Here is a 14209-nt window from a genome sequence, read left to right as displayed (position 1 = left end):
GATCGTAGTAAGCGGGTTGTTTTTCGACTTTGTTGTTGAGTAGGGACTGTTGGGGGCTGATGGGGAAGGGGGGTTTGTTGAGGCGATCTCGTACCCAGGCGATGATTTGCTGTTTGGTTTGGGGAATCTGTGTTTGAACGCTGGTTTGGGGGGTGTTGGTTGATGGGTTTTGAGATGCTGTTGAAATTTCTGTGAATTCTGACATGGTTGACGCTCCTGTGGTGTTTGGGAAGTGCGTGAGGATGAAGCCTCTTGCGGGTTATGGGATGGACAGGAGTCGGAGTTGTTGGGTGTGGTAGTTATGCTTGAGCGTGTTTGGAGGAAAGGGTGTTGAGAGTTTTGGTTGACTCCCCCCAATTGGTTCCCTCCAATAGGGTGACTATTTTGCTCCTTTTGCGTTACTATTGGATTACCTAAACTGCTGTTTTATTACAGCAAACGGTACTTGACACTTGGTAAACAAGTGGCTAGCTGAGAGTGCTTAGGCATGGACGCTGGTTTTGCATAACTAACACACGCCATCAGGCAGAACGATTGAAAGTGTGCGAGCTTTCCAATTCACACAGCACTTGCAATCGGAATGTCAAGATGAATCCGACTACTATTGATAGCGATAATGCCCCTGCTCAAAAACGAGTGGGGTGTTGTCGCGATTTTCGTTTAACCAGGGTCGCTAATATAACCCAAGTCAATCTCCTTCTTAAAGGAGATTTAGTTGTTCCAACGCCTTTATTTCAGATGGGCTGAAAGTTTGGCGTTAGGCAAGAGCATCTTTCACCAGGCGAGTTAATAGCAGAATGTTAACTAGCTGGCTTCCCCCCCAATGGCTGACCCAGTGGGATAATGCCTCGTGCTACCTGCTCTACCAGCTCTGACCTTGACACTCCAAGCTGAGAAGCCAATTCCTCAAGGTTGTGGATGGCTGTTTTCGTTAGTGCCAAGCTAACTTTTTCCTTGGGCTCAGAATATAACCCAGGACGACCAGCCTTGTTTTTTGCCTTCTCCTCTGTCATGTCTTGCGAACCAGTGCAGCATCGATAGTTCAATATTACCCGATCTTTTAATTAAGTGGTAATTAATCAGAAGTAAAGGTTTGTAACTTTTACTGCTCAGCGACCTTTTTAATTACCAAGGTTAAGTTTAGGCCTAACTAGAGTAGCTTGGCTTGTGAAACTCTTAAAACTTGTCAAGCTTTAAGGATTTTGATATCTCTATATTACACTTAATTTAGGAGTATTAACCTCAACTTAGATCAATGGTGGCTATAGACTTACGACAGGCTCAAAGGTATCAAAGGATTGAAACTATACGCAGAAAGCCATTGGAGCCTCAAGATTATTGTGCAAAATGGATTCCCAAATACTATGGGAAGCAGCCCGGCGAATGGGGCTACAGAGCAGCCTGTGTTCGTGAAATACAAAGGGTTACAGAGTTGGACGACAGGACAATAGAAAACTGGGGTAGAGACTTTGCCAAGTGCCCTAAGTACGTCCATGTCATGTTAAGGATGGCAGATATCATCAACCAAATGCGCGATCTAGCTGGATTACCTCCCAACTTTCCTTTAGAATAATACGCATAAACTATGTGTAAGGTCCTTGACCCGTCCACAGAGGCGGGTTTATTTTTGAGTACAGGAGGCGTGGGCTAATTTCCCAATTCCCGAAAATCAGCCCACACAAGAATCAGACTTTCAGCCGAAGTCGCCCACTGTCACACAGAAATTCGCCCACTGTCATATATGGGGAGAGAGAGAAAAAACCCGCCAGAAGACCCAACAGTTGAAGCTGGGGTAGTTGAATCGATTGGAAGCATCAAGAAACCTCGGTGGTATCGATACGAAGTCAAGTGGCTGTTGGGAAGAGGGAAATCCATGCCAGAAACCACCTTCAAAAGACGATTAATGCTTCTGGAAGAGGAAGTCCCAGAATTCAACAAAACCCCGTATCACCGCCAATTTTCTTCTTTCCAGGTGTGGTGTTTAGTCACCCAAGAAACCTGGCTTAAAGAAGCCAATTACTGCATTGATTCCGTCCGCAAACGACTAGCCAATGAAGGATTACCAACCCATGAGTACAACGAACAATGGCGACCTAACAATTGACCGCAAAGACATCAAAACCACTTGGGGATTGCCCAAAGTTTCAGATATCACCAACGCCCGCAGAGCACTAGGACAACCAGACTGGCAAAACTCCAAAATGTCTGAAGCCGATGCCCTTGAAATCAATCAATATTTCTCCTTAGTTTTAGACAAAAAACTCTCACCCGATGATGCCATTTTACAAATAGCATCATCCCGAAACGGACGCAGTGCTTACTGCAACGAAATCGACCCAGATGCTATAGCTAAACCCTCCGATGCCAAGCGAGACGAAACTGAAGACAAAGGTGCAGCCATGCAAGCACTTATTGAAGCCACACAGCAAGGCAACATTGGCCTCGCCGAAACAGGCTCACAAATGGCAAAAGCTAACATTCAAGCCTTAAAAGTAGGTTACGTCACCACTTTAGTTACCGAATTGTCCGACTTTGGCAACAACCTTCGCAGCAATTTAAACAGTTTATCCGAGGCAGCAGCAGCCACCCCTTTAGACTTGAGGGAAGCCAAACTTCCCACCCCCAAGTTAGCAGTACCCGTAACTTCGAGTGCCTTAGAACCTTACAAAACCACCCAACGGCAACAGTCAGCAGGGCTCTGGTAGAAGCTCATACAGAACTAGGAAAAACCCTAGCTCTACAACAAAAGCAACTAATAGAACAGGAAAGAAATAGAGCAATTGGCATCACCAGCTTGACAATGTTGAGCGGCGTTGCAGTTGGCAATAGCACCCCAATCGGCAGTTTAAGTGGAGCCTTTATCGCCTTAGCTATTTGCCTTTCCTGTTTCCTAAAACCTCAAAAAACAGAGCCCAAGCCCTCCAAGCTTCCCCCACCATCAACTGAGGTAATTATCGGTGCAACTGACGTTTTTATCGGTACAGATGGCTTAGCTATCTCCCAACAACAACAAGAGAAATAACATGGACGTACAACCAAATCCACCCCAACCAGAATGGCAACCACCACCATACCCACTGACTTTTGAACAACAAAAAAAACGCCCTAAATTTAAACTATCACCAATAGCAATTCGATTGATTGCAGTTGGTGCGGTAGCACTACCCATTGCCGGAATTATCGGCTATTGGACTTTCAACAGTCAACCTCAAAAGAAAGTAGCACCAACCACCACTTTTAACCCCCAAACATTAGTCAATCAACTCGATACCAACTTCCTCCAAGACCAACAACAAATGAACCTATTTATATGGGGTGACGGCGTTGGGGAACCCGGTCAATGGCAGCGATTAATCCTAGCAGAAGCTCAGAAAAAAACTTTCAACATTGACAAACAAAGAGAGGATAAAAAACATCCCTGCCACCGCATGAGCCGCGACGGATGTTTTGACTTAGTAGAAAGTCGCATAGAAACAGATTGGAATCAAACAGCAATTCGACTTGACTATCCGAGAATGGCTGCTGCTTTATTTGAGTATTGTGCAGTGCTGCAAGCTCGTACTGGACAAGTTTCAACAATTGCCGATGTCCAGCCTAATTTAATGATAGCAGCTATGCGGAAACTAAGAGAAAGCCGCACTCTTTATCTACAACAATCTGCTGAAGCTTTATCAGGTAAACAAATAGAAGAACAGCGAGAAGCCGAACGAGAATTCAATCGGGAACAGGAGGTGAAACAGCCATGAAATTTAATCGAGAACAAGAGGTAAAACAGCCATGAGATTTAATCGAGAAGGAAGGTGAAACAACCATAAAATTTAATCAAAAACAGGAGGTCAAACAGCCATGAATAAATGGGTAATAGGGTGTATTGCTGCTGGATGTTTTATTGGTGCATTAACTATTGGGTATTATGCTACCAAAACTCAAGATGTGTTGACAGAACGAGATGTACAGTTGTGGCAGCAAACTGACAAGTTATACGCCACTTCTAAGCCTCCAGATTGGAAACCAATTGGCATCGCTATCGCTCTAATTGGTGTAGGAACTGGCTGCTATCACCTCTACAAAGTGCTGGAATTAGAGTCACAACAAATAACGCCTGGGCAACCCGGACAACAGCCTCCAAGCTCTCCTAATAGTCCAGTCTATCCTAATAGTCCAACATCTCCCAACAGCCCCATATTTCTCACTCAAGCAACCTACTCAACTGATGCTGAAAATAAAGCTTTTGACAAAGCTTTTAACCACAGATTAGAAGAGTTGTGGATGTTACTAAATCAACCTGAAACTAAGTGGGTTTTGTGCTTACTAGAACCCCCTGCTTTGCTCGTAAAAGGAGGTCAAGGAGCCTTCAAAACCACCTTTGTTAGCTTCTTAATCTTACTAAGAAAATTGTACTGCGGACACAGCTTAGAAGTGAGTGACCCTCACGCTCATCAAAATGAGGATAAATGGTTTGCTTGTCGTTTAGTTGGACACGAACAAAACTATGCGGCAATTGCGGCTCAACTCTCTAATTATTATAAGCGACTCAAAACCCGCAATCTCAATTCTCCTCCCATTACTTCAGTATGGGATGAGTACACTAATTATGCTACTCGTATCCCTGGAAATGGTGTAGAGGATTTCTTGTTTTCCGTCTTATCTGATGCCAGAAAAGCTAGAGAATTTCCTATCTTAATCAGCCATACGGACAAGAAAGGTGGCACGGGTAATAGCAAGCGTACAGGCGAACATCAGATGAAAGAGGAGCAATTACTCACGCTTCATCTTAAGGCAGAAAGGGACACTTTTGGGCATCCTAGACCTGCCTTTCGAGGCTTCATTAAAGGGTATCGAGAAGACGATGATGGCAATCCCATTCGAGAGGCGGTACAGTTGCAACCTTGGATGAATTCGCAATACTTGATTCAGCTATTTCCTGAATTAAGCTATCGCGAAAAGTCGGATGTGATTTCCTCTGAATTGCCAATACCTAAACCTTGGCAACAACAACCTAATCAGCAACAATCAAGCCAACAGCAACCAAGTCAACATCAACAAAGTCAACATCAACAAAGTCAACATCAACAAAATCAACAGCAACCAAGCCAACAATCAAATCAAAAGTCACCAAATAATCCTCAAATTAGTTGGGATTATTGGGTAGCTGAATCGACTGAAGAGGAAATCAATAAATTGATTGCAGAAAGGCGATATCGGCCAGAATTTCTATCAAGAGACTGGATGGGACAAGTCCCAAACAGCGAGACGAGTCCCAAACAAACCCAACAGTCACAAGGTAAACCGAGTCAAGCGTCCCCAAGTCCCAGGGACGAGTCCCCCGTCTCAGGAATGCCACAAAATCCTCCTTCTGTCCCCCCAGCTTCGCCTGTTGTTTGGGACGAGTCTCAGTTTGCCAAATACTTTCCTGATGCAACAGAGGTGGAGCTTTTTGAAGAGATTTTGAGCTACTTAGATGTTAGCAGAAATGCTAGCGACATCATCAAAAATGTGCTGCGGTGTAAGCGACATGAACCAGACTCACATCGCTCTTATAGTAATGTGGGCAAGCCCTGTTTTTGCTACTTAATTCGCAAGTATGCTCCGCCTATTTTGATTGCTCACTTTGCTGATTTTCTTAAGTAATTGCCACCAAATATTGAATACTTTTCCTTGGGAAAGAAGCCAATCGTAACCACGCGAAAAGTAGGGTGCAATCCCCTACCCAACCTGGGCTTGTCCCAACTATAGAGGTTTTCAGTTGCATTATGTACTGCTGGGTAATTGCTAATTGCTATTTGCTAATTAAGAGCGGTGCTTACCCAATTAAAAACTGCTATATTAATTCGGTTTTACAGGAGGTAAAATCCTTGACTAACAACAATAGTTCAATAGTTCATGTTCCTTTACAACCCAATTATCAAACGCAATCCCAACAAACAGTTGTGACTCGTGTTGTGGTTGTTCCTAACTATGATACTGATAGCAACCCCTGGGCGGGGTACGATGCCATTTGTTTGTGGATTAAAGCATTACGCAAGTGGCCAATTCGCACAGCTAGTGTCAGTATTGGGTTGATTTGGCTATCAATTTTTGGGTTTTTCTTTGTCTGGAATGCCTTGATTTCCAGACAGCAAGTAGCAAAGTCTCCAGACCCTTTTAACCCGGCTCAAGTTGGCTGGGCAGTTGGTGGTGGTTTGGGCACCCAAACAGTTAATTATGCCAATACCAGCTTTTCTCCTACCTTTGCTAGTTATGGAGGGGGTCGCCAATTGACAAGAACTGAACTGCGGCAATTGCAGCGGGGTGCTCTGCAAACTGTACCTATTTCTGACAACGAATAACTTGGGTTGGTTAATTGTTAGTCGTTCGTTGTTGGTTCGGGGTTGACTAACACCTAACTAATAACAACTAACCAATCAATAGTCCGGACAGTTTTTAAGCAGCCAGAGTACCATAAGACAAGACTGAGGGGAGGTTAGGATGATTTAAAATCAAGTCCTTGTCTAAATCTAACTTGCTAATAAATGTATAAAGTAGATGCCGATTGAATTCCAGGCGTTTATAGGAGGCCATTGAAAACACGAATGGATGGGCAGACAAGTGGCGATTAGAGGCTTCATATTTGGCTAAATTTAAGGCCGCTAGGCTGGCATTAAAATGAAAATCAAGCCGTTGGCTATTCACAGATTGACAATCGGACAAACCAGTAAATTGTTTGGCATCCCGAAAAATGAATTCAATTTGAAAACGAGCTTGATAATACTCAAGTATTTGCTCAGCCTTGAGATTGATATCGGTACTAAACAATAAAACATTTTTGGTTTTACCGTTAGCTTGAAGCTCAGATATACAAGCCAAACGGATTTTGCATTTTAAGCAACAACTCCATACTAATAATGAATAAAGCTTAACTCCTGGCTTAATTTCTTTGACGAAAGTTAGATTTTTCAAATTATTGCAGTCAACTTTACCATCATATTTACGAGGAGCGCCGAATTTATTCCTTGCTCCGGTATAGAGGTAATTCAGGTTGGCATCAACCCTTAATCTACTAATCAAATTGAGATCTGACTCCCGAACAGCATCCCAAAATTTAGCGCGGTAATAATAGCCATCAGCCACCAAATAACGTACAGATTCTGGCAACAAAGAACGAGTATTTTTTAAATGCTTTGCATAGTCGTCAACTCTTGTTATATCAGGTGTTAAGGTTTCAGATACCTGTTTTTTACTCCGTTTTTTTAAGTTTCTTTTCCGAGTAAAAATTAGGGAGTTTTTCGGTGGTTCTGTGGTCGGACGCGAAAGAGTTTGTTGCACGCTTAAACTATAGGAAATATGAGTTTCAATTTCGACAACAGAAATCACAGAAATTTCTAATCCTTGTTCAGCTTTTCCCGCAATACCATTATAAAAATAACCTTTTCCCTCAGTATGTTTACCACTTTTTCTCAAAAAAGAACAATCAATAACGGCAATAATTGTGCGTTCAGGATTCAAGGCTTTTTTAATAAAATATTTAGAGAATTGCTCCCAGTCAAACTTTTTTAAAAAATGCCGCCGATAAGTTTTTTCAGTGGCAGGACTATAGCGGCCCAGATTGGTGAAGTTCACTTTGCCATAAACCAGCACGATTGTGGAAAGTAAAGTCATTATAAACTTTTTTTGGGCTTGACTCACCCCGGACATTTGTTGTAAGATGGATTCAATAATGTTCATAAGGCAGTCTGTTAAGCTCAGTTTTTTTAAGCTTAACCTAAAGAGTGTCTTTTTTCTGCCTTTGAGATTCAAATTTTACTTACTTTTTTGTGGACGGGCGATCGCGTCTCTACTCCAAAACTGTCCGGAGTATTGAACCAATAACTAATAACTAAATGGGAGGGTGGGGCAGCAATGCCCCATTAAATTGCTATGGCATGGGCTAAATTAAGACATTCAAACGCTATCGCTTTATTGTTAATGAGTGGGTTATTATTGCTCAATTTACGAAGCGGCGAGTATCTAAAAATTGATTGGTCTTTGTTGCCAGAAACGAAGCAAAGAGCAGAAAAAGCGGGTGCGATTGCAGCCGACAAAATCAAAACAGTGCTGGCTCAAACTGCAACAGGTTGTATCAATCAAAAACCCTTCACTGTTGAACAATATGCCCAAGTCAGAGAGTTGCTAAAACCAGGGATAGCGAGAGCGCAAATCGAAGCAATTATCGGTGCTGGATGTGGGATTGAACTGGACAAATTCAGTTGGACTGCAACTAATGGCAAAAAGCTAATTGTGCAATTTGAGCCTGATGGTTCGTTTAAGAGTTACACCTTCGACAAACGGGAGGTGTTAACCGATGTTTGAGTTTCCTGTTGATACATCTCCTACGCTTTACTCTCCTGAAGCTGGCTATCAGCACAATCCGGTTAGTTTGGACACAGCTTATCGCCGGGGGGATTTTATTACTGCTGTTGTCGTTACGGGAATCGCGATCGCTATTTTAGCACCTGGGCTTAACAAAATATTGCAGAATTCAGTTGGAGTGTTGGTGAGAGGCGGGCAATCAATGCAAACAGTTCACTCAGCACAGTCAGGTCAAACAGTTCAATTAGCCGCCAATAATCAACAGGCAACAATTGCATCAGGCTTATCCGAAACTGCTAGCAGTAGCCGCATTACTTCCAACAATACTCCTAAGTTTAGCGGCAAATGGGCAACTTCTCTACAAGCGGGGGACACCATTGCAGGATATCAAATCAGCAGCGCCTTTGGGCCTCGTAAATCACCATGTCCCGGTTGTAGTTCGATGCACTTTGGAACTGACGTGGCAACACCAATGTACACGCCTTTGTATGCGATTGGGCCAGTCGGAGGAACCGTTAATGTTCGCTGCTGGGATAATGGTCGCTGGGGTTGGGTTGCTAGCTATTCTGTAACAGAATGGGGCGTTAGTTTTGACTACTTACATTTGCCCGTTGGAGAGTGCAAAAGCGGCTTTCAAAAAGTAGGCACAGTCATAGCTAAATCGGGTACGGCTGGCACTGGGCCACACCTTCATTTTCAACAGCGTCCAGGGGGGACTGATGGCGAGAAAGTGCCGCCACAAACGGGCTATATTTATCAAGCTTTAACAGGTAAATTGCCAGAGGAAAGTCAATGACAGTTTACAAAATTAAACATCGGGATGAATTTGATTTTAGGCTGGTTACTTGGGGTGCAGTAGTGCTAACTGGAGCTTACATTTTAGTGCCACCAGTCATCCAATCCGAACCCGCACAGCAGTTAATTAGTGTTGCTCAAATTACGGCTGATAAAGTTACTGGAAAAACACAAAAAGATGCTGTGAGCATACCAAATACTAAAGCAGAAGCCGCATTACAATTAGCTTTTGGCTTTGAGGGAGGCTGTCAAAATTTGGGTAACGACAGTGGCAACTGGTTTCAAGGACAAAAAGGCTTTACTTGCATGGGAATTATCCCTAGTGTGGGTTGGCATCATCGCAACGATTTACTGTCAGTTTTAGGTACAGGATTTAGCGGTCATCCATCTATGTTTGTCAAGTTTGCTTATGATAAGAATCCTGTGGCATTTAAGACTGCGGTTGCACAGATTTACAAACAGGATTATTTTGCACCTGGTGGTTGTGCTGAGTTGTCTCAGCCTGCTTTTGAAGTATGTGCCGATATTGCTATTAATTCGGGAGTGGGAAGGTCGAGACAATATTTGAGGGAAATTGGCAACATTGCTGACCCGAAACAACTAGCGAGGGCGCTTAATGAACGACACAGACAAGATTATTTGAAATGGAGCGCACCGGGGAATAAAGATTCGGTTTTTCGGGCAGGTTGGCTCAGTCGAGCCGATAGGCGGGATAGGTATATTGATAAGTTTTAAGCTGGTGTGTTAACGCTGTCAAGAACCCAAATTCAAACTCGGACTGGTTAAGGCTGTTTAGTATTGCAGGTAGTTACAGTTAAAGCTGCCTAAAAAATTCCCGCCTCGGAACTCGCTTTTTGCAGCTATTTTTGTCAATGTCTCGAAACAAGGGCGGTAGCCGTTTTAATGCAGTAGTTGCAGTTCAGTTGTCTGGTTAAATGGAATGGCGTGCTACTGCTGTTAATAACTAATCCAGTTCAATCGAATGGCGTGCTACTGTGGTTTACAACTAATCCAGTTCAATTTCTTGAATGCGTTGTTTTTGGTGTTGGCTATTTTGTTTATAAGTTAGCTGTTCTCGCTCAATTAGCTGTTTTTGCTCAATTAATTGTATCCAGATATCATTCCAACTTGACTGTGGATTGGCAATTTCTGCATTCGGAAGCAGCGCGAGTACATTTTGAGCAAGCAGAGAATCTTCTGCTATTGCTATAATAACGGTATCGAGTTCTTGTAAGAATTGTCTAGGCAGTTGTGAAGCTCGTTCAATTCCTATGTAAATTGTGGGTGGTACAGTTGCAAAGTTATTCGGGTTGTTTTCCCGTTCAATAAGCAGAATTGAAAGGGTTTCAATTGGATTACAGGCAATCATTGCTCGCTCAATTTCCCCCGTGGTTGTTACCCAGAACGTAGCTTCAGATGGCAGAGTATGGGTTGTAGTAAAGTTGCCGATTTCATCCAGAACGAAAGCTTCACAGGTTTCTCCGTATAGTGTCTGCTTCGTAAAGACAGCTTTGGCTTCGCTATCGGCATATAGCCAAGAATGAGAGTGCAATAAATCGAGCAATTTTAAAGGCAAACTGTACTCTTTGGCTAGATGCGAGCGCATTCTTGCCCACTGAATTTCATTACTTTCTGGCAACATTGAGAGTTGTAATTATTCGAGGTATTACGATCCGTTTGTGGGGAGGTTTATTAGTGAGGATACGATTGGGTTTGGGGGTGGGGATGCTAATCTTTATCGGTATGTGGGGAATAGTCCGACTAATTATACTGACCCGTCGGGAGAACAGGTGCCCGTAGCGATACCTGTGACTGCACCACCTGCGGGAGGTTTGATTCCGTTTTTGAGGGGTTTGCCTGGTTTGGGTGGTGCGGGTATATTGCTTGCGCCTCCTGGTGGTGGTGGGTTGCTGAATCCTTTGCCGGCTGGTCAAAACGATCGACTGTTTGAGGAGAGGGTGCGTAGGGGGTTGATTCGGCCGCAGGGAACTCAGACTACTCCTACTCCAGGGCTTAATCGACCAAACCCTCGTCCTTCACCATCCCCTTCACCTGCACCTGTTTCTCCAAGTTCGCCAGCTTTGCCGAATCCTGATTGTAAAACTTGTGCAGATGACCCTGAACTCAAGAAATATGTCAAGTGTAAGACAATATTTAGAGGAACAGGGGGAGAACAGGGTATCCTAATTGGTTTTAGATTTAACAGCCTTGAAGATGCAGCGAATAATTTACAAAAAACAAGGCGCGAATTAGCAAATAACAGACAGCCAAATAGAGAAAGACTATGGTGGTTGCAGAGTTTGCTTCCTCCCATAGGAGCTTTACCATATAAAGCCGATGATAACTTACCTTGTCCTTATCCAAAGCCTACAAAAGACGGTGGTGCGCGTCACTACAATGTAGAGATAAGTGCTAACGATAACGTCCGAAAAGACCAAGATTGGTCGTCATCTAGCGCTGGCTCACTCGGAAGATGTGAATGTTGTGAAGATACTCTCACAGGGCCAAAGAAAAGAGTAAGATTTTCTATTTTGAATATAAAAAATGCAAATAGCCGGAAAATTCACAATTCTGAACTCTAAATCAATCACTTGACTTGAACATAACCTTTTACGCTTGATATAGATCCTGTGTAATTAACCAGCAAATGACTATAAACAGAGTAGAGTATTTAATTATCTTGTCTGCTTTAACAGAGACAGAAATTTTCATAAATGTCGCATCTGATTGGCGACTGTCCCATGCTGAAGTGGTATCAGCAGCTAATCGGTTATTTCAAAGTGGCGATATATTAGCAGCATTTTCATTAGAAAATGGAGAAAATATTAGAGGTGTAGCCCTAACAATATCTCAGATTTGGGCAAGCCTAAATGGAAAACTCAACGCTTTTTACTACTTAACTTCTCAGGGAGGAGCAAGGTGGGAAGGCTTAACTGGTGCTAATTGGAATCATTATCATAAATGGTGTCTGGGTTATCAGCATGATGAAATAACTGGATTATTTCGTTCAGAAATAATTTGTTGTTCTCAGCAGATTATCCAAGAAATTATAAATTATTGTGAATATTTAGAAAACCAAATTCTTATTTCAGAAACTTGTTTTTGGGAGGATATAGGATTTTGGAAAGCAACGTACTGGAAAACTTTACCCAAAGCTTACAAAGTTACTTACCAGCATCGATATTTTGAATTGTGTATCGACTCAAATACACCCCAAGAATGGATTGATAAAGAGCGACAAGCAAAACAGTGGTACTCAGAAATTTCGCATTGGTATACCGAGCCAGAATTAGATACAAACGCATCAAATTTGTTTGGAGATGAAGATATAAACTCTTACGCAACATTACCAGAAAATCTGAATTCAAAAGTCGAATACTTGATTCTTGATTTTGCTGTAATATTCAACTACTACGGACTAAGAAATGTTGCATACTCAAACCACTTATCTCATGCTGAAACAGCACTTGCAGCGAATTCTTTGTTTCAGAGAGGGGACATTAAAGCAAGGGTATTTGCTGATGAACACGATACCGAGGGAACTTCAAATGTTGTCTTAACAATGGCTGGAATTCAAGACCACTTAGACGAAAGGTTTAATGCTACCTACTATTTAACACCTCAAGGAGGTGCTAGATGGGAAGCAATGGCTCATCCTGATTGGAATAAGTTTTTCATTGTTAATTTTCTTGGGCAGTTTCCTTATGAAGAAGGATTTTTTTGTACTCAGCGAGAAATCCTAGAGCAATTGCTGGCTTTAGAGCGTTTGATTTTCATGTATGAACATATCCCAGGAACCGAAAAATGGAATGTTTTGGAACCCTGGGAAGCAACATATTGGAAAACTCTACCGCGAGGCTATCACGTTAGTTGTGAATTTCAGCCCAATGATTCGAGCCTAGATTACCAAAAAGAAGGAGCTTCCCCTGAGTTAATTGAGGAATACCAGCAAGCACGGCAATGGTACGAAAATATGAAGAAATGGTATACAGACCCTTATTTTGACTAGAATTTAACTGGTTGACTCGATCGGTTTCTAGGTAATTCTATTCGCAGCATTACCTCTACTTACGATGCAGCAAATCAGTTAATATCTGTTAAAGACCCAGATGCGAGTTACAAGTTTAGTTATGACCCCAAAGGACGGCAAATTGCTGTCGATAATACGGGAACAAATGGCGTACCGAATGTGCTGTTAAACTACACCTATGATGACCAAGATAATCTCCTGTCTGTCAAGGATACGATTAACGGTGCAGCTAAGGGGACTACTGCTTATACTTACGACACGCTAAATCGGATTAGCCAAGTTACTCAAAGCGGTAATGGTGTGGCATCGAAGCGGGTGGATTTCGGTTACGATAATGTCGGTCAAATTAAGTCAGTGAATCGTTATTCTGATTTGAGTGGAAGTCAGTTGGTGAGGGGAACTACTTATACTTATGATGCTAAGAATCGTTTGGATGTTTTGAGTCACGGGAGTGGAGTTTCCTATGACTTTGATTATGACAATGGGAATCGAATTACGAAGATTACGGATGTTGATGGCGTAAAGCCGGGATACGGACAAAATAGGACACGATGTAAAGAAATGTAACGAAACCCAAACTCCTAGCCAGATTTATTTAAGCAAGCCGAACAAGTGAAAAGCTTATCTAATCTAAAATAGAGGATAAGAATGAATACGAGCTGTCCCCAACCAAAATGTAAAGAGATGTAACAATCCCGTTATCCCCGAAATCACTCCCACTCCCATCTACTGCTCAAAGTTCCAAGACCATCCCCTCATCCAACGCCGGGGGTAAATGCTCCAAGTCCAACAGGTAATCTCCAAAGCGCTTGATGTGAGAGGTTCGGTACGGACTCAACGCCGCCACATCATTTCGCATCACCACATAACCCTCCCGCTTCAAACGACGCAAAACCTCAGTTAAATCCACCGCGTTGTGAAAAATCACCGCATTCGCAATCAAATCGTTATACTTAATAATCTTCTCCTGCTCCACTGGGTCATTATTAGCAACTACCCTTCTCCCCAAAGAAAACCATTTAGAAAACCATGATAAGCCTCCACCTTATTCGTAGC

17 protein-coding genes and 1 pseudogene are annotated in these 14209 nt (G+C 42.7%); 13 read left to right on the top strand and 5 right to left on the bottom strand.

The genetic code is table 11. The features are described from left to right. Both OSCIL6407_RS36000 and OSCIL6407_RS38440 read right to left on the bottom strand, forming a co-directional pair. The coding region (locus OSCIL6407_RS36000) for a hypothetical protein (protein ID WP_040650463.1) at positions 1–205 on the bottom strand (205 nt) is incomplete at its 3' end. Positions 206–800: 595 nt separating this feature from the next. Then, the gene (locus OSCIL6407_RS38440) at positions 801–1013 is read right to left on the bottom strand and encodes a ribbon-helix-helix protein, CopG family (protein ID WP_019487969.1); all 213 of its coding nucleotides are present in this window, start codon (positions 1011–1013) and stop codon (positions 801–803) included. Positions 1014–1321: 308 nt separating this feature from the next. Here OSCIL6407_RS38440 and OSCIL6407_RS0128320 point away from each other — a divergent pair, with 308 nt between their 5' ends. From OSCIL6407_RS0128320 to OSCIL6407_RS0128290, 7 genes are all read left to right on the top strand, one after another. Beyond that, positions 1322–1573: a hypothetical protein gene (locus tag OSCIL6407_RS0128320; protein WP_202796232.1), complete on the top strand. Its 252-nt coding sequence runs from the start codon at positions 1322–1324 to the stop codon at positions 1571–1573. Between the two features lie 168 nt (positions 1574–1741). Then, positions 1742–2104: a hypothetical protein gene (locus OSCIL6407_RS0128315; protein WP_007354645.1), complete on the top strand. Its 363-nt coding sequence runs from the start codon at positions 1742–1744 to the stop codon at positions 2102–2104. After that, the gene (locus OSCIL6407_RS0128310; RefSeq protein ID WP_007354644.1) at positions 2070–2705 is read left to right on the top strand and encodes a hypothetical protein; all 636 of its coding nucleotides are present in this window, start codon (positions 2070–2072) and stop codon (positions 2703–2705) included. Before OSCIL6407_RS0128315 ends, OSCIL6407_RS0128310 begins: the two co-directional genes overlap by 35 nt. A 95-nt stretch (positions 2706–2800) precedes the next feature. Then, positions 2801–3022, top strand: a complete 222-nt coding sequence (locus tag OSCIL6407_RS0128305; RefSeq protein WP_007354643.1) for a hypothetical protein — start codon at positions 2801–2803, stop codon at positions 3020–3022. A 1-nt stretch (position 3023) separates the two neighbouring features. Further along, on the top strand, positions 3024–3746 hold the full coding sequence (locus OSCIL6407_RS0128300) for a hypothetical protein (protein WP_007354642.1): 723 nt from the start codon (positions 3024–3026) through the stop codon (positions 3744–3746). Between the two features lie 100 nt (positions 3747–3846). Further along, complete coding sequence (locus OSCIL6407_RS31975; RefSeq protein ID WP_019487967.1) at positions 3847–5631, top strand: hypothetical protein; 1785 nt, start codon at positions 3847–3849, stop codon at positions 5629–5631. Positions 5632–5855: 224 nt separating this feature from the next. Next, positions 5856–6329, top strand: a complete 474-nt coding sequence (locus tag OSCIL6407_RS0128290) for a hypothetical protein (protein ID WP_007357407.1) — start codon at positions 5856–5858, stop codon at positions 6327–6329. A gap of 94 nt (positions 6330–6423) precedes the next feature. Here OSCIL6407_RS0128290 and OSCIL6407_RS33090 read toward each other — a convergent pair whose 3' ends face one another. Continuing rightward, positions 6424–7704, bottom strand: a complete 1281-nt coding sequence (locus tag OSCIL6407_RS33090; RefSeq protein ID WP_019486963.1) for a transposase — start codon at positions 7702–7704, stop codon at positions 6424–6426. A 192-nt stretch (positions 7705–7896) separates the two neighbouring features. On the opposite strand from OSCIL6407_RS33090, the gene OSCIL6407_RS0128280 reads away from it, so the two are divergent. The 3 genes from OSCIL6407_RS0128280 to OSCIL6407_RS0128270 are packed head-to-tail and all read left to right on the top strand — an operon-like array spanning position 7897 to position 9858. Further along, the gene (locus tag OSCIL6407_RS0128280) at positions 7897–8328 is read left to right on the top strand and encodes a hypothetical protein (RefSeq protein ID WP_007354417.1); all 432 of its coding nucleotides are present in this window, start codon (positions 7897–7899) and stop codon (positions 8326–8328) included. After that, a complete protein-coding gene (locus OSCIL6407_RS0128275; RefSeq protein ID WP_007354418.1) occupies positions 8321–9124 on the top strand; it encodes a M23 family metallopeptidase in 804 nt (267 codons plus the stop codon). Before OSCIL6407_RS0128280 ends, OSCIL6407_RS0128275 begins: the two co-directional genes overlap by 8 nt. Then, a complete protein-coding gene (locus OSCIL6407_RS0128270) occupies positions 9121–9858 on the top strand; it encodes a glycosyl hydrolase 108 family protein (protein ID WP_007354419.1) in 738 nt (245 codons plus the stop codon). Before OSCIL6407_RS0128275 ends, OSCIL6407_RS0128270 begins: the two co-directional genes overlap by 4 nt. Before the next feature lie 271 nt (positions 9859–10129). On the opposite strand, the gene OSCIL6407_RS0128265 is transcribed toward OSCIL6407_RS0128270, so the two are convergent. Next, positions 10130–10765 carry a hypothetical protein gene (locus OSCIL6407_RS0128265; protein WP_019487965.1) on the bottom strand — a complete coding sequence of 212 codons (636 nt, stop codon included), beginning with the start codon at positions 10763–10765 and terminating at the stop codon, positions 10130–10132. A 37-nt stretch (positions 10766–10802) separates the two neighbouring features. On the opposite strand from OSCIL6407_RS0128265, the gene OSCIL6407_RS0128260 reads away from it, so the two are divergent. The 3 genes from OSCIL6407_RS0128260 to OSCIL6407_RS0128250 all read left to right on the top strand — a co-directional run bounded on the left by OSCIL6407_RS0128260 (position 10803) and on the right by OSCIL6407_RS0128250 (position 13720). Beyond that, complete coding sequence (locus tag OSCIL6407_RS0128260) at positions 10803–11705, top strand: RHS repeat-associated core domain-containing protein (RefSeq protein ID WP_007353074.1); 903 nt, start codon at positions 10803–10805, stop codon at positions 11703–11705. Between the two features lie 65 nt (positions 11706–11770). After that, the gene (locus tag OSCIL6407_RS0128255; RefSeq protein ID WP_007353075.1) at positions 11771–13132 is read left to right on the top strand and encodes a hypothetical protein; all 1362 of its coding nucleotides are present in this window, start codon (positions 11771–11773) and stop codon (positions 13130–13132) included. 180 nt (positions 13133–13312) lie between these two features. Next, complete coding sequence (locus OSCIL6407_RS0128250; RefSeq protein WP_019487963.1) at positions 13313–13720, top strand: hypothetical protein; 408 nt, start codon at positions 13313–13315, stop codon at positions 13718–13720. A gap of 166 nt (positions 13721–13886) precedes the next feature. On the opposite strand, the pseudogene OSCIL6407_RS0128245 reads toward OSCIL6407_RS0128250, so the two are convergent. Continuing rightward, a pseudogene (locus tag OSCIL6407_RS0128245) lies at positions 13887–14209 on the bottom strand (Tn3 family transposase); the annotation flags it as partial.

Origin of the sequence: Kamptonema formosum PCC 6407 (assembly GCF_000332155.1) — a bacterium.
In the GTDB taxonomy this organism is placed as follows: Bacteria; Cyanobacteriota; Cyanobacteriia; order Cyanobacteriales; family Microcoleaceae; genus Kamptonema; species Kamptonema formosum.
This window is presented reverse-complemented; position numbering and strand designations above follow the sequence as displayed.

Excerpts from the sequence above, each read along its gene's own strand:
- OSCIL6407_RS0128275 (WP_007354418.1), top strand. The coding sequence starts at position 8,321 with ATGTTTGAGTTTCCTGTTGATACATCTCCTACGCTTTACTCTCCTGAA.
- OSCIL6407_RS0128280 (WP_007354417.1), top strand. The coding sequence starts at position 7,897 with ATGGCATGGGCTAAATTAAGACATTCAAACGCTATCGCTTTATTGTTA.
- OSCIL6407_RS0128265 (WP_019487965.1), bottom strand. The coding sequence starts at position 10,765 with ATGTTGCCAGAAAGTAATGAAATTCAGTGGGCAAGAATGCGCTCGCAT.
- OSCIL6407_RS0128300 (WP_007354642.1), top strand. The coding sequence starts at position 3,024 with ATGGACGTACAACCAAATCCACCCCAACCAGAATGGCAACCACCACCA.
- OSCIL6407_RS0128315 (WP_007354645.1), top strand. The coding sequence starts at position 1,742 with ATGGGGAGAGAGAGAAAAAACCCGCCAGAAGACCCAACAGTTGAAGCT.
- OSCIL6407_RS33090 (WP_019486963.1), bottom strand. The coding sequence starts at position 7,704 with ATGAACATTATTGAATCCATCTTACAACAAATGTCCGGGGTGAGTCAA.
- OSCIL6407_RS0128270 (WP_007354419.1), top strand. The coding sequence starts at position 9,121 with ATGACAGTTTACAAAATTAAACATCGGGATGAATTTGATTTTAGGCTG.
- OSCIL6407_RS0128255 (WP_007353075.1), top strand. The coding sequence starts at position 11,771 with ATGACTATAAACAGAGTAGAGTATTTAATTATCTTGTCTGCTTTAACA.
- OSCIL6407_RS0128305 (WP_007354643.1), top strand. The coding sequence starts at position 2,801 with ATGTTGAGCGGCGTTGCAGTTGGCAATAGCACCCCAATCGGCAGTTTA.
- OSCIL6407_RS38440 (WP_019487969.1), bottom strand. The coding sequence starts at position 1,013 with ATGACAGAGGAGAAGGCAAAAAACAAGGCTGGTCGTCCTGGGTTATAT.
- OSCIL6407_RS31975 (WP_019487967.1), top strand. The coding sequence starts at position 3,847 with ATGAATAAATGGGTAATAGGGTGTATTGCTGCTGGATGTTTTATTGGT.
- OSCIL6407_RS0128310 (WP_007354644.1), top strand. The coding sequence starts at position 2,070 with ATGAGTACAACGAACAATGGCGACCTAACAATTGACCGCAAAGACATC.